Origin of the sequence: Peribacillus sp. ACCC06369 (genome assembly GCF_030348945.1) — a bacterium.
Classification (GTDB): Bacteria; Bacillota; Bacilli; order Bacillales; family DSM-1321; genus Peribacillus.
In genome coordinates, this window is the sequence record NZ_JAUCEN010000002.1 from 493133 (window position 1) to 512548 (window position 19416).

A 19416-nucleotide genomic window follows, 5' to 3' on the forward strand; every position below is an offset into this window, starting at 1 on the left:
TGAAATACTAGTCGTTACTTTATATAAACGGCCTGCAATTATGTATTATATTTTGCTTGGATCTCAGATGGTTATCTTCGGATTAACCATGTTTTTTAATTTTAAAGAACAAACAGTGATAGGTTGCTTTCACACCTGATTCATCTCGGTATTCTGTGTCGTATATGTTGATCAACTCTCGAAAAAAGGAAGGGCGCTGGCAGTAGTTTTCTTTGTTGCTGTTAGCTGCACCAATCTTTTTAATTGAAGTGAAAAATTCACGTACTGTCTGAAAGTACTCTAGTTCAAGCTTTTCTTTTTTTGTTATCTCGATTGGAAATGCTGGTGAAAAGGGGAGTGCTTCTTCACAAACTTGAGATAATTCTTCTAGAGTGTAAAACATTTGGCCTGGTGAACTATCAATGGAAAGTTGAAGCTTTTCTTTCGCATGTTCATATGACCTATGAAGCTCTTGAAAGGTATCAATTCCAAACGTTGAAAATATCAGGCTCCCTTCAGCCGTTAATCGTGTACACAGTTTTTCAAGGGTTGCAGGAAGATTATTCAGCCATTGAAACGTTGCATTAGAGATAATCATATCGTAATTTTCATTAAGCGCCATTTCTTCGATATCAGCACATAAAAAAGTAACACGGTCATCCTTTGTCATTCCTTTTGCCACTTCAACCATTCCTGGTGCTAAATCAACAGCGGTAATAGTGGCATTAGGGAATGTTTTGACTAGTAACCTGGTTAAGTAACCAGTGCCGCAGCCGATTTCAAGAATATTGATTTTATGATTGGTGTTTTTTTGAGGAAGCAAATCCACTAATTGTTTTGCCATGTTTTTTTGAACATTGGCGTACGCATCATATGTTTTCGCGTGTTCACTGAACCGCTTACTTAACAATCGTTTATCAATCATGAATGTACTCCTTTTGAATAAATGTTTTGATATGCTGCACACATTCCTGTGGTTTTGTGAAAAATGGAATATGACCTGCACCTTCCATAATATGAAACTCTGATTTCCCACCCAGATTTTCTTTAATGAAAGATGAGGCTTCGAGTGGACAAATTTTGTCTTCCCTCCCATGAATCAATAAAAAGGGGGTTTCAATCCTGTCTAGATTTACTCTAGCATCTTTCTGAAGTAAATAATCCAAACCTATAGAAAGAGAAAACACCTCATCTCCATGAAATTCACGTTGAATTGTCGCGTTGAATTGATGATAAAAACCTTCTTCTTTTTCAGCTTCGGAAAACATTGCTTCATAAAAGGAAGTCAAAGTCTTCTCTTTATTACGCTGTAGTTGTTTCTTCATGCGCTCGACAATAAGTCGATCCCAGCCAAATGAATAATTTTCTCCTGTGGTAAACCGACTTGTTGCGCCAAAAAGTATAAAACCTTTTATTTTTTCTCGATACGTACTTGCAAGTTCCAGTGATATTAGTGATCCTAATGACCAGCTCAGTAAATAAATAGGACCATCGATGGATGCGATTGTGTCTATGACTCTTTCTTCAAAGTCATTTAGTGTTTTCATATCTCTCCATTCTATAAATGAAAGGTTAAATACTTCAGACAACGGTTGAATTAACGGTTGAAACGCCCCTTTTTCCATTCCCCAGCCTGGAAGCATGACTAAATTCGGCATTTTCATTCAATAACACCCATTTCTTTTCCAATAATCGAAATTTTTTCAACTGCCCACTCAAGATCTTTTTTATCGTGGAGAGCTGTCATGGTAAACCGGATTCTCGCCTCATTTTCAGGAACGGTCGGCGGCCTGACAGCGATAGCTGCAATTCCTTCTTTCCGCAAACGTTTGGCAAATTTCATCGTTTTTTCGTTTTCTCCGATGACAATGGGAACAATTTGTGATTGACTTCCACAAATATTAAACCCGTAATATGTGAGTTTTTCTCTAAAGTATTCCGAATTCATTTGGAGTAGTGTGCGGCGCTCTGGCTCTTCTTGCACAAGTTCAATCGCTGTTTTTATAGCACCAAGTATGGCTGGGGGAAGTGCAGTTGAATAAATGAATCCGCGCATGCGATTTTTTAAATAGTCGATAAGCCATTTTTTCCCGACAACATAGGCTCCGAATGAACCGAGCGCTTTGCTGAAAGTACCCATTTGGATATCTATTTTTTTTTGAAGGTGGAGATGACAGGCATAACCTTCACCGTTCTTACCGTAGATGCCGCTTCCGTGTGCTTCATCAGTCATTAATATTGCATTATAACGTTCTTTTAACCGAACAAGATCCTCAAGGTAAGCAAAGTCACCGTCCATGCTGAAGATTGTATCCGTCACGATTAATTTACGTGCTTCAATTGATGACTTTTTCAATAATGCTTCTAAATGATCTAAATCATTATGCTGATATCGCAAATGTTTCGCACGGCTCAAAAGAGTGCCATCGACAATGCTTGCATGATTCAATTTATCGCTATAAATTAAATCGTTACGAGACACCAGGGCGGAGATAATTCCAAGGTTTGCGTTATAGCCACTGTTGATAATGAGTCCTGCTTCTGCTTTCTTCCAATTGACAAGAGCTTGTTCTGCTTGCTCGTAAAGAGGATGATTGCCAATAATTAACCGTGAAGCCGTTGCTCCTGCACCATATGTATGTACTGCATCAACCATGGCTTTTTTCAACCTTTCATCTCCTGCATATCCTAAATAGTTATTAGAAGCTAGATTTAGCATCCTGCACCCGTCGATCATAAGCCATGGCTGCTCGGCAAATTCCGTTGTTACGAGTTCACGCTTTTGTGATATCTCTTCTAAATAAGCAAGTTCTTTCTTTATTTTTTCTTCCCAAGATAATTGTTTTTCACTGTGCATGGTCATTCTCCTTTTTATATGTTAACTAAATTATTAATTAGTTAACATATAAAACATTCTAATCATGACTCAATGAAACTGTCAAGCTTTGAAATGGAACCGGATTAGGAATTATTTATCGAAAAATCAGGAGATATCAAGAGGCGAAAGAAGACAACTATCACCAACATGCTGGTTGGTAATTTTGTGATTTGAACCAAGCCGGGCGGATGATGAGTAAACTAGCATTTGTCGATAATAATAAGGAGGAATAATGACTGCACTATGTGAAGGGAGAAATGAGGGCCATCATAGGTGCATCCAGGTTGGGTAATCACAAAGACTGGCTGCGTTTTCCTTTGGCAGGGGCTTTGTTGAGCTAATGGCTAAAAGAGCTTAATGAAAGTTCATTGAAGATAATTTAACTCCCAAGGTAGTCTTTTTGTTAAACCTTCAAATCTTTGAAGGATTAAATGGAAATCCATGTTACTATAGAGCAGTGAAATTAACCTATCTCTTTTCACATTAACCATTACTTAAAGGAAGGTATTAAATATGAAAAAGATTTCTTTAGATGTTTTCTTTATATTAATAGGAGCTTTTATTTTCGCTTTGGCAATAAATCTTTTCGTTATTCCCAATGAACTTGGTGAGGGAGGAGTCACAGGGATAACCATCATTTTATTTTATCTTTTTGAATGGTCACCAGGGCTGTTAAGTTTGATCATTAACGCTTTCCTGCTCATTGTCGGTTATAAATATTTGTCGAAAATGACAACGGTTTATACAATTATTGCCGTTGCATTTAATTCGCTTTTCCTCCATTTAACCGAAAGTTGGAGTATATCTTCAGATGAATTGGTCATCAATGCTATATTTGGCGGGGTTTTTGCAGGAGCAGGTATTGGCATAATCATTCGTGTTGGAGGTACAACTGCCGGTACAACGATCCTAGCCCGAATTACGAATAAATATTTGGGGTGGAGCTTAAGCTATGGACTTCTGTTTTTCGATTTAATCGTTGCGTTCTCATCTTATTTCATCATTGGTGCAGAAGGTCTGATGCTTACTATTCTCATGCTTTATATTGGTACAAAAACGATGGAATTCATCATTGAGGGATTGAACCCGAAAAAAGCGATTACCATCATTTCAAAAGAAGCGGACCAGATTGCAAAGCAAGTAACAGAATTGATGGACCGAGGGGTCACTGTTTTTAGCGGTCATGGATACTATACAAAAGAATCAAAGGATATTTTGTATATCGTTATAAGTAAGCAAGAGGTACTCAAGTTAAAGAGAATTGTTCAGTCAACTGATAGCAATGCTTTTATAGCCATACATGATGTTCGGGATGTATTTGGTGAAGGATTCCTGGATATTTCGAAGTCCTGAAGCTATTTGGCAGAAGGAGGATATCGTAAGTTCGAAATGAAAAGGCCTAATAGGCTTTTTTATTTTGCACTGTAAAAAAAACTGTGAATTCGGAATAATTTGTTATATTATGTAAGTAAGAAACCACACACCCTGAGGAGTGCAGCCATTAATTGTGGAGGTGTCCAAGATGATCCTTTTAAAAGTGGATGACAGAAAGTTTGGGAAAAGCAATATCAAGTACAGTGTCGTTGATAAGGAAACGAATGAATTGATCATTAGTGGTGTGTTTAAAGAATTTGGACAAGCAAGCGATAAATATTATGAATTGAAGGATGAATATGGTCCTTCAAATGTGAAAATGGTATTGAAGTGAAAAGAGGGGGACCGTTGGGTTTCCCTTTTTCGTATAGTAGAAAAAGGCCCGTACAATAAATTAGATTTTATAATCGGATAAAGGAATAATCAAAGGTTTCTGAATCATATAATTAGGTTGAGAAGGTTTTTAACATCCTTTTTTTACAATATACTACAATTTTATTGTAAAGTATGGAATTAGGTGGTAATATAAAGCCCATAAATGTAAACGTTTGCAAAGTAATTTTGTGAGGAGGTGATGTAAAAGAAGTACGATAGACTATGATTATCGCAGAATGAAAGGCTTTTATTTTACAATTTTATGCAAACGTTTTCTTAAAATTGCGTGAATCTTATGAAAAAGGGAGAGTCGGTAGGCATGAAGCGAAAAAAATGGTACGGGGGAATCTTTTCTGTTTTATTAATTTTTAGTGTGATTTTGGCAGGATGCTCTTCATCTACTGGCGGAAATAGCGACTCTAAGGATAAAGTGACGCTGGATATATTTCAGTTCAAGGTAGAATTCAAGTCGCAATTCGAGACATTGGCAAAACAATATGAAAAAGAAAATCCAGATGTGAAGATCAAGGTATCGACAGTTGGCGGTGGAAATGATTATAAATCAGCTATTACGGCAAAGTTCGCTTCCGGTGAGGAGCCAGCAGTTTTTAACATTGGCGGACCGGTAGATGTCGAGCAATATAAAGATAGATTAACAGATTTAAAGGACACGAAAGCTGCAGCAGCAGCACTTGATGGTACTTTGGATGGCGTGGAAGAGGACGGGCAAGTTCTTGGACTTCCATTTAACCAGGAAGGTTACGGCTTGATTTATAACAAACGGATATTTAAAGAAGCCGGAATTAATCCTGATGAAATTACAAATTATGAAGCCCTGGAGGCGGCAGTTAAGAAAATGGATTCACAGAAAGATAAATTGAAAATCGATGCAGTTTTTGCGTATCCGGTTAAAGAGAAGTGGGTGACAGGAAACCATTTATCAAATGTATTCTTATCTCCGGAGTTTGATGGGAATGTGTTGGAAGCAAGCAAGGCCCCAACGGTTAAATTTACTGATGGTGACAAGTTTAAACAAATGGTCGATATCCAAAATGAATATTCTGTCCAGCCGACAGCAAGCCTCGATTACTCCCAACAAGTGGAAGAGCTGTTCTCACTTGAAAAGGTTGCAATCATTCAGCAAGGTAACTGGGTATATAACACAGTGTATGATATGGACCCTGAGTTAGCGGAAAAAGGCATTGGCATCATTCCGATTCCTAATGGAGACTCTGCGGGCATGCCAGTCGGCGTACCGAACTATTGGGCAGTGAACAAGAAATCGGATGAAAAGGTGCAGGAAGAAGCGAAGAAGTTCCTCGACTGGATGTATACATCTGAAGAAGGGAAAAAAGCCGTTTTAGAGGATTTTAAATTCATTCCTGCTTATGAAGGATATGATGTAGAAAAAATAGCCGATCCAATTTCAAAAGAAATTTATAAATACTCCCAAGAAGGAAATACGATTGGCTGGGTGTTCAATGGATATCCGGTTGGTTGGAATGATGACCTTGGTGCAAGTGTCCAAAAATACGTAACTGGTAAATTGACGTGGGAGGAATTTGTACAACAGAACATTGAAAATTGGGAGAAGATTCATAGCAAATAGTGTTTGGAATGGCAAATGACCAATCGGCATGAAAAATAGTGTGCCGATTGGTTGTTCCTTGTTACAAGAAAGTCTCTAAGGGAATTTGCCGCAACAAGATTTTCATTAACTAACTTAGTCATGATCGATGATTTTTCTATAATTTAAAACCCGTTATCTATTAAATCATTTCAAGGAGGTCGGTTTCGTTGAGGAATCGGGATGCCGCATATTGGCTGTTTTTAACACCTGTTCTTGCTGCACTCATTTTGGTGGTGATCGTGCCACTCATCTACGGATTTTATTATTCCTTTACGAATTGGAACGGTCTAGGGACACCAGATTTCATCGGTCTAAAGAATTATATGGACTTGTTTACTGATAAAGGGTTCCTTGATACATTTTGGTTCACCATTAAATTTTCCGTAGCTGCAATTGTGGTAATCAATATCATCGGATTAAGTTTGGCTCTAATCGTGACATCGAAAATTAAATCAAGCAACATCCTGCGGACAGTATTCTTCATGCCCAATTTAATTGGCGGCTTGATTCTCGGTTTTATTTGGCAGTTCATTTTCATTAAAGTCTTCGGTGCGATTGGTGATCTGACTGGGATCGAAGCATTTAATGGATGGTTATCAACGACAGATACAGGCTTTTGGGGATTGATCATATTAACGTCTTGGCAAATGGCCGGATATATCATGATCATTTATATTGCATATCTGCAGGCTGTTCCTGAAGACTTGATCGAAGCGGCAAAAATTGATGGGGCTAACAGCTTCCAGCGTTTTCGCCATATTACCTTTCCGCTTGTGGCACCTGCTTTTACCGTCAGCTTGTTTTTGACGTTGTCACACTCGTTCAAGATTTATGATCAAAATCTTTCTTTGACGAACGGAGCTCCCTATAATTCAACCGAAATGGTCGCGATGAACATCGTAAAATCCGCTTTCACTGAAAATGATATGGCATATGCACAGGCAAAGGCCGTTATCTTTTTCGTAATTGTGGCGGTAGTTTCACTGACACAAGTCTATATCAATAAAAAGCGGGAGGTTGAGCTGTAATGAGGGAAAAATGGAAATTGTGGCTTATTGGATTCGTCGGATTCATTTTGGCCATATTATGGCTCTCTCCGTTTTATTTAATGATTGTCAATGCTTTTAAAATGAAGCGGGATATATTTGCCGATACACTGGGACTGCCTGAAACCTGGACATTCGAAAACTTCTATCAAGCATTCGAGCAATTGGATTTCCTCCGGACTTTATTCAATTCTTTATTGATATCGGGCGTCAGTGTAGTCATCATCATCATCTTTTCTGCGATGGCGGCATATGCGCTTTCCCGTAACAAAAGTAAAATAAGTTCCTTGCTTTTCTTTGCGTTTGTAGCAGCCATGTTGATTCCGTTTCAGTCTGTGATGATACCGCTTGTTGCCCAATTCGGACAGTTTGGGATGTTGAACAAGGCGGGGCTGATTTTCATGTATTTAGGTTTTGGCTGCAGCCTTTCCATATTCCTATATCATGGTACTTTAAAAGGGATTCCCATCTCACTTGATGAGGCTGCAAAAATTGATGGTGCAAACCGGTTTCAAATATTTTGGCATATCATATTTCCATTATTAAAACCGATGTCCATTACAGTTGGGATCTTAAATGTCATTTGGATATGGAATGACTATTTGTTGCCATCCCTTGTTATTGGTGGCGCAGGATCTGAGACCATCCCACTTAAATTATTCTTCTTTTTCGGACAATATACGAAACAATGGCATCTAGCCTTGGCTGGACTTACTTTATCCATCATTCCAGTCATCATTGCGTATTTTTTTGCTCAGAGGCAAATTATCAAAGGAATTGCAGATGGAGCCGTTAAATAACTATTTAAATATAGGGAATATTAAACCATGTGCGGTGAACGGGAAGTGGTGATGAATATGTCTGTTACAATAAAGGACGTTGCCAAAAAGGCTAATGTCGCTCCATCAACGGTATCGCGTGTAATCCATAACAGCCCGACAATCAGTGAAAAGACAAAGCGTAAAGTACGCAAGGTATTAAAGGAAATGGGCTATCATATGAATGAAAATGCCCGGAACTTAGTCACGAAGTCCACTAAGGCCATTGGGATCGTCATGAAAAGTTCCGCAAGGGAATCACTTTATAATCCCTTTTTTCCAGAAGTGATTCGGGGCATTGGGGATTTCTGTAATAAAGAGGGGTACAGTCTTTCTCTGACAACCGGCGAGACGGAGGATGCCATCTTTGAGGATGTCGTGAAAATGGTTCAGGGCAGAAGAGTTGATGGCATGATTGTTTTATACTCTAAAAAGGACGATAAAGTCGTGCCATATTTATTAAAGCAGGGCTTCCCGTTTGTTCTGATAGGGAAGCCAAGTACGAACATGAGCGGCATTACATTCATTGATAATGATAATGTTCAAGCGGCCAGGGAAGTATCGGAGTTTGTGATCAGTCTTGGGCATGAGCGAATCGCCTTTTTAGGAGGCAGTCCAGAGTTTGAGGTGATTCAAGCCCGCATGGCAGGTTTTCAACAAGCGATGGAACAGGCCGGGTTGGATGTGCCACAGGAATATATCAAATTGATCCCTTTAAATCGAACGGATGGAATAAAGGCTATTGACGAATTGCTGGAATTGAGGGAGGCTCCAACCGCTTTTTTGGTTATGGATCTTTTATTGGGTGTTCTTTTGCTAGGAGTGCTAGCTGAAAAGAACTTGAAAGTACCAGAGCAAATTAGCGTCGTCTGTTTTAACCATTCAGAATTCATAGAATTTTTAAGCACTCCACTGACAACGGTTGATATCCATACGTATCAGTTAGGGTATGAGGCGGCAAAATGCGTATTCGACCTTATTGCAAATCCTGAAATGATGGAAAAGAGCATTAGGATTCCTACGAAAATCATAAAGCGGGAGTCGCATTTTGTAGCCGAAAAGGAAATTAAATGAAAAATGTAGAAATGTTTTACCAATTAAAGCTTGATTTTTGCTAACATAAATTTACAATATAGATTATCACTATTATTTTTGAAAATTCATACTTTCTTGAGTCATTAAGTATGTTCTTATAACCGGCTGAGATTTGATCATGCCTAACGCAAACGTTTGCGTTAAGAATAAAGAGGTAATAGTTAAACATGCAGAGCAAGTTGCCGACAAATTAATATGGAATGGAGGAGATTGTTTGAGAGTCCTAGTATGGAATGAGTTTCGCCACGAGAAAACAAAGCCTGAAGTAGCCGAAGTATATCCAGATGGAATCCACGGGGCAATTGCCAGCTTTTTGCAAAGTGAGCAGGTCGAGGTGAGAACGGCTACTCTCGATGAAGAAGAGCATGGATTAACCGAAGAAGCACTGAAACGAACCGATGTACTTCTATGGTGGGGGCATGTTGCACATGATGAAGTCCAGGATGAAATCATTGCGAGGGTTCACAAGCGAGTACTCGAGGGAATGGGTCTCATCGTCCTCCATTCCGGTCATTTCTCAAAAATCTTCAAACAATTAATGGGCACGACTTGCGATTTGAAATGGCGGGTGGCTGATGAAAGGGAACGGCTTTGGGTTGTCGATCCCAGTCATCCTATCGTTGATGGAATCGGAGAATATATAGAGCTTGAGAAGGAAGAGATGTACGGGGAACATTTTGATATTCCTGCACCAGATCAATTAATATTCGTCAGTTGGTTTGAAGGCGGGGAGATATTCAGAAGCGGTTGCACGTATCTGCGGGGAAAAGGGAAGATTTTCTATTTCCGACCAGGTCATGAAACATATCCGACCTACCATAATCCAGAGATTCAACGGGTAATTAAGAATGCAGTTGATTGGGTCAAGCCGGAATTTGGAATGGTAACGAACTATGGGAAAGCCGAACCGTTGGAATCCATCTCGACAAAGAGCTGAAGTGAAGGAGAGAACAGAATGGGTAAAGTGAAGGTAGGGGTCATTGGATGCGGGAGTATCGCAAAAAATAGGCATTTTCCGGAGTACGATTCACATCAGGTAACTGAAATCATTGCCGTTTGTGATATTGTGCCAGACCGGGCGAATGCAGCAGCACAAAGGTATGGCGCGCAAGCATATACTGATTATATAGAACTTTTGAAGAATGAGGAGATAGAAGCGATCAGTGTATGTACACCGAATTACCTGCATGCACGCATCACAATTGCGGCCTTGGAAGCAGGTAAGCATGTCCTTTGTGAAAAACCGATGGCCACTTCTTTAAATGACGCTGAAGAAATGAATGAAGCAGCAGTTAAAAGCGGGAAAATACTAATGATTGGTCATAATCAGCGTTTTGTTCCCTCACATCAAAAAGCGAAACAGCTTATTGAGAGTGGTGAACTTGGAAAGGTCTATAGCTTCCGGACGGCTTTTGGACATTCCGGGCCAGAAACATGGAGCGTGGACGGACGGGAAAGCTGGTTTTTTAAAAAGGATCAGGCAGTCATTGGTGCAATGGGTGATTTAGGCGTTCATAAAGCTGATTTATTAAGGTATATCCTTGGAGAAGAATTTGTTGAAGTGGGAGCCTTTGTGGAGACGACTGCCAAGAAAAACACAGATGTTGATGACAGTGCTGCCTGTATCCTACGGACGGAGAGCGGTATCATCGGTACTCTTACCGCCAGCTGGTCTTATGCAAAAGAAGACAATGCGACGGTCATTTATGCGGAAAAAGCCGTGTTGCGTCTTGAAGACGATCCGAAATACTCACTGATCATCCATCATGATAATGGAAAGACAGAAACCATCCAATTGGGAAGCATCCAGACAAATGACTCTGAAGGACAGCATGATTCCGAAGTAATCAGCCACTTTGTAAAATGTGTGGTGGACAATGAGGAGCCTCTTGTCACAGGAGTAGAAGGATTAAAATCATTAAAAGTCATTCTTGGCGCGATGGAATCAAATGCATCCCGAAAAATCATCCGCTTATAAAGGGGTTAATAGTCATCATGTACAAATTAAAAATGGGTATTATCGGTGCTGGCGGAATTGCCCAAAAAAGGCATATCCCAGCTTTTCAAAAATTTCAAGATAAAGTAGTTTTATACGCCATTCATGATATAGATGAAATGAAGGCGCGAGAAGTTGCACGTGAATTTCATATCGAGAAAGTTTTCACCAATTATGAAGAAATGTTTGCTGAAGTGGATGCTGTAACGATTGCAACGCCAAACAAGTTCCATGCGGAGATTTCCATTGCCGCTCTGCAAGCGGGTGTGCATGTGTTATGCGAAAAGCCAATGGCGATCACTACTGAGGAATGTAAGGCAATAACCGAGGCTGCAAACATATCGGGTAAAGTGTTATCGACAGCATATCATTACCGCTTCATGAAGGAAGCCCAGGCTGCAAAGAAAATGATTCAGGCCGGTGAAATCGGTGAGCCTTATGTAGCGCGTGTACAGGCAATCAGACGCCGCAAAGTTCCTGGCTGGGGAGTGTTTACAAGCAAGGAATTGCAAGGCGGGGGAAGCGTAATCGACTACGGCTGCCATTTGCTTGATTTGGCTTTATGGCTGATGGATGACCCAGAACCGATTGAAATCGTAGGTTCGACATATAATTATGTCAGTAAGGGTGTCGATCAGGTCAATCTATGGGGGAACTTCGATGCCTCGGTATTTGAAGTGGATGATCATGCCACGGCATATATCAAATTTGCCAACGGAGCATCTTTATTATTCGAAACATCTTGGGCTGCGAATATCCGTGAAGAAGCAACTGTTTTGAGTTTATCCGGAACGCAGGGCGGACTTGATGTGTTCCCGCTAGTCTTGAATCAGGCTAAGCACGGCATGCTTTTGAATAGTGAGGCAGTGTGGATGCCAGGGGAGGATACACCAGACCTGCAGCAGGCAGAAAACTTTATTGATAGCTGCCTAGGGTTGGTGGAACCATTGGTAAAACCATCGGAAGCCATGAAAGTTTCGAAAATAATCGAAGCCATTTATCAAAGCTCGGCAAGTGGGAAGGTCATGAGCATAAATTAAAGAAAAGGTGAGGTGGGGCTTGTGAAATTAGGGATTTTTACAGTGTTATTTGCTCAAAAATCATTCGAGGATATGCTTGATTATGTGGCAGATTCCGGTTTAAAAACAGTTGAAATCGGTACAGGCGGGTATCCAGGCAATATCCACTGTCCACTTGATGAACTGCTGGAAAGTGAAGAAAAGCGCCAAAAATACTTGGAATCCGTTCAAACAAGAGGATTGACGATCAGTGCATTCAGCTGCCACGGCAATCCAATCTCTCCAGATGAAGCATTCGCTAAAGAAAGTGATGAAACACTGATTAAAACAATCAAGCTTGCATCCTTACTGAACGTCCCGGTCGTCAATACCTTTTCAGGTACAGCCGGTGATCACGAAGGAGCTAAATATCCAAACTGGCCTGTCGCCCCATGGCCGAATGAATATACAGATGTGCTAAAATGGCAATGGGAAGAAAAATTGATCCCCTATTGGAAAAAAGTAGCCGCCATTGCCGATGAACACAATATAAAAATCGGACTTGAACTGCATGGGGGGTTTCTCGTTCACACCCCCTACACCTTGTTAAAACTACGGGAAGCTACATCGGATGCAATAGGCGCCAACCTTGATCCAAGCCATCTTTGGTGGCAGGGCATCGAGCCAGTCGGTGCCATCAAAATCCTAGGAAAAGCGGGAGCAATCTACCACTTCCATGCAAAAGACACATACTTGGATCAGGATAACATCAATATGTATGGATTAACCGACATGCAGCCATATGGTAATGTCCAAAGCCGTGCCTGGAACTTTCGCTCTGTCGGATGCGGTCACAGCCTGCAAGAGTGGTCCGACATCATGAGCGCCCTTCGCACATACGGCTACGATTACGTCGTCAGCATCGAACACGAAGATCCGCTGATGTCTGTAGAAGAAGGATTTCAACGGGCGGTATCCAACCTTAAAACTGTTCTAATCAATGAAAGCCCGACTGATTTATGGTGGATATAATTTATAGCCGATAACGAGCAGCCTATAGCAGGTTGCTTTTTATTTTTGACCTAAAAAAGTAGAATTCACGAGTAAAAGAGTGAAACTCACGAGTAAAAGCGCAGAATAAAAGAGTGAAATTCACGAGTAAAGGTGTGAAACTCACGAGTAAAAGCGTGGAATTCACGAGTAACAGCGCGAAATTCACGAGTAAAAGCGCGGAAATCACGAGAAAAAGCGTGAAATTCACGAGTAAAGTGGAATTCACGAGTAAAAGCGCAAAATTCACGAGTAAAAGCGTGGAATTCACGAGTAAAAGCGTGAAACTCACGAGTAAAAGTGTGAAACTCACGAGTAAAAGCGTGGAATTCACGAGTAAAGGTGTGAAACTCACGAGTAAAAGCGTGGAATTCACGAGTAACAGCGTGAAACTCACGAGTAAAAGCGTGGAATTCACGAGTAAAGGTGTGAAACTCACGAGTAAAAGCGTGGAATTCACGAGTAACAGCGCGAAATTCACGAGTAAAAGCGCAGAATTCACGAGTAAAAGCGCAGAATTCACAAGTAAAAGCGTGGAATTCACGAGTAAAAGCGTGGAAATCACGAGAAAAAGCGTGGAATTCACGAGTTAGTGAAAATTATTGCTGAAAACTCTTCTAAAATAAAAAAAACGATGCCCCCGGTATTCTGGGGGCATCTCAATTATCATCTCTGCCTTGGAGTATAATCCAATTCCTTAAATAGTTCTGTCAATTCATCCTTGGTCAGGTCGCGCCATTGTCCTAGCGCCAGTCCGTCCAAATGGATGTTCATGATCCGAATTCGATGTAAATCACGGACTTCATAGCCTAGTGCTGAGCACATACGGCGGATTTGTCTGTTCAGTCCTTGCATCAAAGTGATGTTGAATGTATATTTGGTCAACTGCTCAACCTTACAAGGAAGTGTTTTCGTATCCAAAATCTCCACGCCGGATGACATATCTTGAATGAAGGAAGCGGTAAGAGGTTTATCCACGGTTACGATATATTCTTTTTCATGTTTGTTTTCTGCACGAAGGATTTCGTTTACAATGTCTCCGTCATTTGTAAGCAGGATCAGACCGCTTGAGTCTTTGTCCAGCCGTCCGATATGAAAAATGCGAAGCGGATGATTTACAAAATCAACAATATTTCCTTTAATGTGTTTTTCCGTCGTACTTGTAATCCCTATCGGTTTATTCAGTGCAATATAGACATTTTGCTGTTCCACTTTAATGGGCTTGCCATCTACACGAACATCATCGCCGGGTTCAGCTTGACTGCCAAGCTCAGCAACAGTGCCATTAATCGTCACGCGGCCCTCGGCTATCCATTTATCTGCGCCTCGTCTCGAGGTAATTCCGGATTCACTGATATATTTATTGATCCTCAACTAAAGCACACCTTTACATTCAGATTTTCTTCTTTAAAGGATAACGTAAATCATGCTGCGTAGACAAGGGGAAAAGACAAGAAAGCGTTCGTTGATTTGGATTTCTGGACATTTTTTACATGTGCCTTGTGACAGCGGCCGGATATTCTTTTTTCTTTTTACTTGTCAGGTAGACACCAATGAAGACAAGGAGACCACCCAGGAGTTGGACGATAGTAATCGGTTGCCCTAAAATCAGGCTAAGAATGGCGGTAAAAACAGCAATCAGATTTAAATAAACTCCAGCCTGGCTGACATTGATATGGCGAAGGGAAATATTCCAGAAAATAAAGGAGCCGACAGATGGGAAGATTCCAATGTATATGAGTCCCGTGATTGCTTTACTGCTTAAATCAAGGTTCAATCCTGAGCCAATGGCAAACGGAGCGACGAGAATCAATCCGAGAAATACGGAAACGGCAGTTGCTGAGATGATCGGAATGTTTTTCAGTCTTTTACCGATTATCGAATAGAAGGTCCAAACGATAATCGCCAGGATCATCAATAGGTCGCCTTTATTAAAAGTGAGATGGAAAATATCCAGAAGATGTCCCTTTGTTAAGACCAATAAAACGCCGAATAAAGAAATGATAAGCCCGAGTGCATGGTGGGATGAAATTTTCTCCTTCAACAGCAAAGCCGAAAAAAGAACAATTATGGCAGGGTTAATTGAATTGACAAGAGCTGCATTCATGGAAGTCGTATAGGTCAGAGCCCAATAAAGGAAAAAATTATAACTGATGATACCGAGCACACCCATGACTAATAGTAATTTCCAGGCCTTCCATACACTCTTCCAGTTTGGCCTTTCAATCCATTGTGCTAGAGGAAATAATAAGAAAACGGCAATTAGCCAACGCGTAAATGTTAGTTGGATCGGGGAAAGTTCGGTAACAACGTATTTACCGAAAATGTAATTACCGGCCCAGAATAAATTTGCTAAGAAAAGAAATGAAATGACAACGGATTTTTTCATCAGGACGCCTCTCCTAAAATGATGGAATATTCACTAAATATAGCAAAGTAGAAGACTCTAAGCAATATATAAGGAAAACGTAATGGGCCTAGGGGTATCAGTCTTTATGCATGATAACCAAGAAAGGATTAAACCACAGAGCAGGAAAAATGAAGAAAGGCCGTTCAACTTGAGCTGAAGAGCCTTTTCTTATTTATATTAAGCGAAAATGGCACTGATTTCGGCTATTTCATCCATGGTTAGACTGACAGCCAATGCTTGTAAGTTGCGTGAGACCTGTTCTGGCTTTTTCGCTCCGGGAATCAGGACATCTATCGAGTGGCGAGTTAAATACCAAGCTAGTACCACATCGGCGACATCGGCATGCTTCCTGTTGGCGATCGCCCGTACTTCTTCCACTTTTTGCAGATTGCTTACAAAGGCTTGTCCTTGGAAAAGCGGACTTTTTGCCCGGCCGTCCTCGAATGTTGATTCCTGATTATATTTGCCGCCTAGTAGACCGGAAGCAAGGGGGAAATAAGGAATGAAGGAGATATTATTCTCGGCCGTATAGGGCAGTAAGTCTTGTTCCGCCTCCCGTTTGAATAGATTGTACTCGGATTGCAGGACATCGACATAGCCGTCTTTATTCGCTTCTTTCAATTGTTCGAATGAAAAGTTCGAAACACCGATGGACTTGATTTTGCCTGCGTCCTTCAATTCCTTTAAGGCACCTACTGCTTCATCTTTAGGAGTACCTTCATCAGGGAAATGGATATAATATAAGTCGATGTAATCTGTTTGGAGCCTTTTTAGACTCGAGTCCACGGCATTTTTCAGAAAAGCCGGGGAGTTATCAAAGACGATGTTGCCATCGACAAACTTATGTGCCCCCTTAGTGGCAAGGACTATATCCTCGCGTTTGCGGGTCTCTTTAAGGATTTCACCGATAAGTTCTTCTGAACGCTCAGGACCGTAAATGTAAGCTGTATCCCAAAAGTTAATTCCCTCTTCCAATGCCGTTCTCAAAACATCCCTTCCTGTATCCTCGCTTAGATTAGGGAATAGGTTATGTCCGCCAATGGCATTTGTGCCAAGGCCAATCGGATTTACATACAGATCTGTTTTACCAATACGGGTTTGTTTAGACATATTACTTATCATCTCCTTTATCCCATCATAACAAAAAGTGGATGTCGGTTTCCAAGATAATGCAATGCAGGGCGTCCCAAAAATAAGCAGATGATCTGTAAAATCATCTGCTTCCTTCATTATTATAATGTTTCGATTTCCAACTCCTCAGCTGGAGCAGTCTGTCCGGTTTGACTGAGCAAAAGGCCAAGGGCAGTACCGGCGAGAGCAGGGATGATCCATTCCATACCGTAGGCAGAAAGGGGAAGGACATCACTCAATGTTTGCACGGGTCCTAATTGTAATCCGAATGCATTCAGTCCATCTATCAAGGCGAAAACTCCTGTGAAGGTCATTGCACTACGATATACTTTCTTCGGGTTTTTGAAATGAGGGCTGAAGAATGTCAGGGCAATCAGGACGATCGTTAACGGATAAGCCATCACAAGGAATGGAACCGATACTTTCAAAATTTGATTCAGACCCATGTTAGAAAGGATGAAACCGACGATTGTTACGATCAGGATGACGGTTTTGTAGTTCAGCTTGGGAAAAAGTTTCGAGAAATACTGTCCGCAAGCAGTCGTCAATCCGACGACGGTGGTGAAACATGCTAAAGTGAAAATGATGCCAAGAAGGACCTTCCCGCCAGTTCCAAGTAAAAGGGTGGATGCGACAGTAAGGATATCCGTTCCGTTTTCGAATGATCCATCCGCTGCCATGCGTGCTCCCATTACACCTAAGGAGATATAGACTAAAGAAAGCAATACACCGGCGATGAGTCCCGCTTTTACTGTATATCTCGTCAATTGTTTTCGTTCGGAAATCCCTCTTTGTTGGATTGAAGTAAGGATGACGATCCCAAAAGCCAGGGCAGCTAGAGCATCCATCGTGTTGTAGCCTTCAATGAACCCTTTCGAAAATGCTCCTGCTGCATATGCTTCTGTTGGGGCTTGGAATGGAGCATCAAGCTTTACGAACCCGACTACACAGAGAACGACCATGGACAAAAGTAGAACAGGTGTAATCCAGCGTCCCATGAAGGTTTCCATTTTTTCTGGATTCAATGAAATGGCATAAACGATGATGAAAAATAGGGTTGTGAATATGAATAGGAATAGTGATTGATTCATTGAGTCGCCAAGATATGGCTTGAAGCCCATTTCATAGGCAACATTCGCATTCCGTGGAATGGCTAGAAAAGGCCCGATGCTTAAATAAATGACTACCATGAACAACGTGCTGAATAGAGGATGTACACGTGCCCCGATAGTTTGTGCCCCGCCTTTAACAAGTGAGACGGCCAGAAGCACCAATATTGGCAGTCCGACTCCGGTAACGACAAAGCCGGCAATGGCTGGCCAGAAAGAAGTTCCCGAAGATGCACCTAAAAATGGGGGGAATATAAGATTCCCCGCTCCGAAGAACATTGAGAAAAGCATAAGGCCGATAAATAATGTGTCTGTTTTTTTCATGGTGATTTCTCCTTTTCTAAAAATGATGACTTCCGCCGACTGGCCTGAAAAAGGCTGTTTTAAGTGTTTTGTGCAAATAAAAAAACTCGCCCCTGAAAATCAGGGACGAGTTTGTGCTCGCGTTACCACCCATATTCCGCACTTCATTAAGAAGCTGCGGCACTCAGTCAACGTACGAATTCATACGTGATCCATTGTAACGGCGGAAACCCGTCAAAGCCTACTGCATTTTCAGCTTTGCATCTCAGAGATGATTTTCGGATAGGCCTTGGACATCGACTTCCACCACATGTCGACTCTCTGTGGAACAGGGTTCTCATCTTACTCTTTCTCTTCATAGATTTTATAATATAAAGATAATTTAGCAAATTCTGATTATGAAGTCAATATAATTTATCATCATTTCGTTATTTAAGGAGCAGGAAATTAGTCCCTCGTTGGCGAAACTTCCTTTATTCAGAGGTATTTTTTGCAAAAAGAATCGGATATAACTCCCTATTATCTTTCTAACCGCAACTATATTATAATAGAAGCAGAACACTAAAGGAGACAACATTATGTCTGAAAATAAAAAGTTAAGCCTGGCGGATGCAGTCAAACAAAAACTGGCTCAAAAGCAAGCAGGTTCAAGTAAAGATAAACTGGAAACCGGCGTTGTGAAGAAAACGAAACAGCTTAAAAGCCAGTTGACCAAAAAGCCGAATAACCAACGTAAGCGTACAGGGGTATAATCCTAATTTGTCAAAGGACAACGACTGTTCGGAGCTTATCAGAGAGCAGTTACCTTTCATGAATGAAGGTACTGCTTTTTTATATGAACGTTCAAATGGGATATTAGTAATGAGTGAAAGGTTCTAGTGTGACTTCATATATTTACCGTTTATTAGGTGGTTGGTAAGCTGGACTCCTGGTAATTCAGTGGTATAAAGAATGCTTCGCCCACTTCTTCAAAAGTCGGTAAAGCTAAAAAAACATTTTTTCTCGAATATGGGAATGACATCTCTGTATCTGTTTATTAAAATCATTACAGTTCCACTTGTTTCTGTTTTAAAATTGTAAGAGTGGTGACATGTTGTTACCATATTGTTTTGTTAAAATAATATTTTAAGGTTTTGTAAATAATTTTCTTAACTAAAGGAACCTCTAAAATTGCATGGAAGGTCTTCTGGAAGGCTTATCAAATCGGTGATTATCCTTTAATTG

Annotated in this window: 19 protein-coding genes and 1 other annotated feature; of the genes, 11 read left to right on the forward strand and 8 right to left on the reverse strand. The window is 40.8% G+C overall.

Annotation, left to right across the window (positions count from 1 at the left end; all coding sequences use genetic code 11):
- Positions 1 to 82: 82 nt before the first annotated feature.
- Genes bioC through bioF form a run of 3 tightly spaced genes read right to left on the reverse strand, consistent with a single transcriptional unit; the run spans position 83 to position 2836 of the window.
- Complete coding sequence (bioC, locus tag QUF78_RS03170) at positions 83 to 904, reverse strand: malonyl-ACP O-methyltransferase BioC (RefSeq protein ID WP_289323531.1); 822 nt, start codon at positions 902 to 904, stop codon at positions 83 to 85.
- Entirely contained in the window at positions 897 to 1643 is a 747-nt protein-coding gene (locus QUF78_RS03175; protein WP_289323532.1) for an alpha/beta fold hydrolase, read from the reverse strand. The genes bioC and QUF78_RS03175 overlap by 8 nt, the downstream gene beginning before the upstream one ends.
- Positions 1640 to 2836 (reverse strand): 8-amino-7-oxononanoate synthase, encoded by a 1197-nt coding sequence (bioF, locus tag QUF78_RS03180; RefSeq protein WP_289323533.1) that lies wholly within the window; start codon positions 2834 to 2836, stop codon positions 1640 to 1642. The genes QUF78_RS03175 and bioF overlap by 4 nt, the downstream gene beginning before the upstream one ends.
- A gap of 534 nt (positions 2837 to 3370) precedes the next feature.
- Between bioF and QUF78_RS03185 the strand changes: the two genes are divergently transcribed.
- The 10 genes from QUF78_RS03185 to QUF78_RS03230 all read left to right on the forward strand — a co-directional run bounded on the left by QUF78_RS03185 (position 3371) and on the right by QUF78_RS03230 (position 13221).
- Entirely contained in the window at positions 3371 to 4210 is an 840-nt protein-coding gene (locus QUF78_RS03185) for a YitT family protein (protein WP_289318172.1), read from the forward strand.
- Positions 4211 to 4379: 169 nt separating this feature from the next.
- Entirely contained in the window at positions 4380 to 4565 is a 186-nt protein-coding gene (locus tag QUF78_RS03190; RefSeq protein ID WP_289318171.1) for a hypothetical protein, read from the forward strand.
- 360 nt (positions 4566 to 4925) lie between these two features.
- Complete coding sequence (locus QUF78_RS03195; protein WP_289327216.1) at positions 4926 to 6215, forward strand: ABC transporter substrate-binding protein; 1290 nt, start codon at positions 4926 to 4928, stop codon at positions 6213 to 6215.
- Positions 6216 to 6403: 188 nt separating this feature from the next.
- Positions 6404 to 7264, forward strand: coding sequence for a carbohydrate ABC transporter permease (locus tag QUF78_RS03200; protein WP_289318169.1), 861 nt, complete (start codon positions 6404 to 6406; stop codon positions 7262 to 7264).
- On the forward strand, positions 7264 to 8082 hold the full coding sequence (locus tag QUF78_RS03205; RefSeq protein WP_289323534.1) for a carbohydrate ABC transporter permease: 819 nt from the start codon (positions 7264 to 7266) through the stop codon (positions 8080 to 8082). The genes QUF78_RS03200 and QUF78_RS03205 overlap by 1 nt, the downstream gene beginning before the upstream one ends.
- Positions 8083 to 8139: 57 nt before the next feature.
- Positions 8140 to 9174: a LacI family DNA-binding transcriptional regulator gene (locus QUF78_RS03210; protein WP_289323535.1), complete on the forward strand. Its 1035-nt coding sequence runs from the start codon at positions 8140 to 8142 to the stop codon at positions 9172 to 9174.
- 235 nt (positions 9175 to 9409) lie between these two features.
- The gene (locus QUF78_RS03215) at positions 9410 to 10132 is read left to right on the forward strand and encodes a ThuA domain-containing protein (RefSeq protein ID WP_289323536.1); all 723 of its coding nucleotides are present in this window, start codon (positions 9410 to 9412) and stop codon (positions 10130 to 10132) included.
- An 18-nt stretch (positions 10133 to 10150) separates the two neighbouring features.
- Complete coding sequence (locus tag QUF78_RS03220) at positions 10151 to 11173, forward strand: Gfo/Idh/MocA family protein (protein WP_289323537.1); 1023 nt, start codon at positions 10151 to 10153, stop codon at positions 11171 to 11173.
- 17 nt (positions 11174 to 11190) lie between these two features.
- Positions 11191 to 12231, forward strand: a complete 1041-nt coding sequence (locus QUF78_RS03225) for a Gfo/Idh/MocA family protein (protein WP_061461353.1) — start codon at positions 11191 to 11193, stop codon at positions 12229 to 12231.
- 21 nt (positions 12232 to 12252) lie between these two features.
- Positions 12253 to 13221, forward strand: a complete 969-nt coding sequence (locus tag QUF78_RS03230; RefSeq protein ID WP_289323538.1) for a sugar phosphate isomerase/epimerase family protein — start codon at positions 12253 to 12255, stop codon at positions 13219 to 13221.
- 22 nt (positions 13222 to 13243) lie between these two features.
- Here QUF78_RS03230 and QUF78_RS03235 read toward each other — a convergent pair whose 3' ends face one another.
- The 5 genes from QUF78_RS03235 to brnQ all read right to left on the reverse strand — a co-directional run bounded on the left by QUF78_RS03235 (position 13244) and on the right by brnQ (position 18213).
- Positions 13244 to 13825 (reverse strand): hypothetical protein, encoded by a 582-nt coding sequence (locus QUF78_RS03235; RefSeq protein ID WP_289323539.1) that lies wholly within the window; start codon positions 13823 to 13825, stop codon positions 13244 to 13246.
- A gap of 80 nt (positions 13826 to 13905) precedes the next feature.
- Entirely contained in the window at positions 13906 to 14613 is a 708-nt protein-coding gene (gene rluF, locus QUF78_RS03240) for a 23S rRNA pseudouridine(2604) synthase RluF (RefSeq protein ID WP_289323540.1), read from the reverse strand.
- Between the two features lie 115 nt (positions 14614 to 14728).
- Positions 14729 to 15628: a DMT family transporter gene (locus QUF78_RS03245; RefSeq protein WP_289323541.1), complete on the reverse strand. Its 900-nt coding sequence runs from the start codon at positions 15626 to 15628 to the stop codon at positions 14729 to 14731.
- Between the two features lie 198 nt (positions 15629 to 15826).
- A complete protein-coding gene (locus tag QUF78_RS03250) occupies positions 15827 to 16759 on the reverse strand; it encodes an aldo/keto reductase (RefSeq protein ID WP_289323542.1) in 933 nt (310 codons plus the stop codon).
- Positions 16760 to 16881: 122 nt separating this feature from the next.
- Positions 16882 to 18213, reverse strand: a complete 1332-nt coding sequence (gene brnQ / locus QUF78_RS03255) for a branched-chain amino acid transport system II carrier protein (protein ID WP_289323543.1) — start codon at positions 18211 to 18213, stop codon at positions 16882 to 16884.
- Between the two features lie 98 nt (positions 18214 to 18311).
- Positions 18312 to 18560, reverse strand: a binding site (T-box leader).
- A gap of 210 nt (positions 18561 to 18770) precedes the next feature.
- Between brnQ and QUF78_RS03260 the strand changes: the two genes are divergently transcribed.
- Positions 18771 to 18944, forward strand: a complete 174-nt coding sequence (locus QUF78_RS03260; protein ID WP_164468807.1) for a hypothetical protein — start codon at positions 18771 to 18773, stop codon at positions 18942 to 18944.
- The last annotated feature ends 472 nt before the right edge of the window (positions 18945 to 19416 follow it).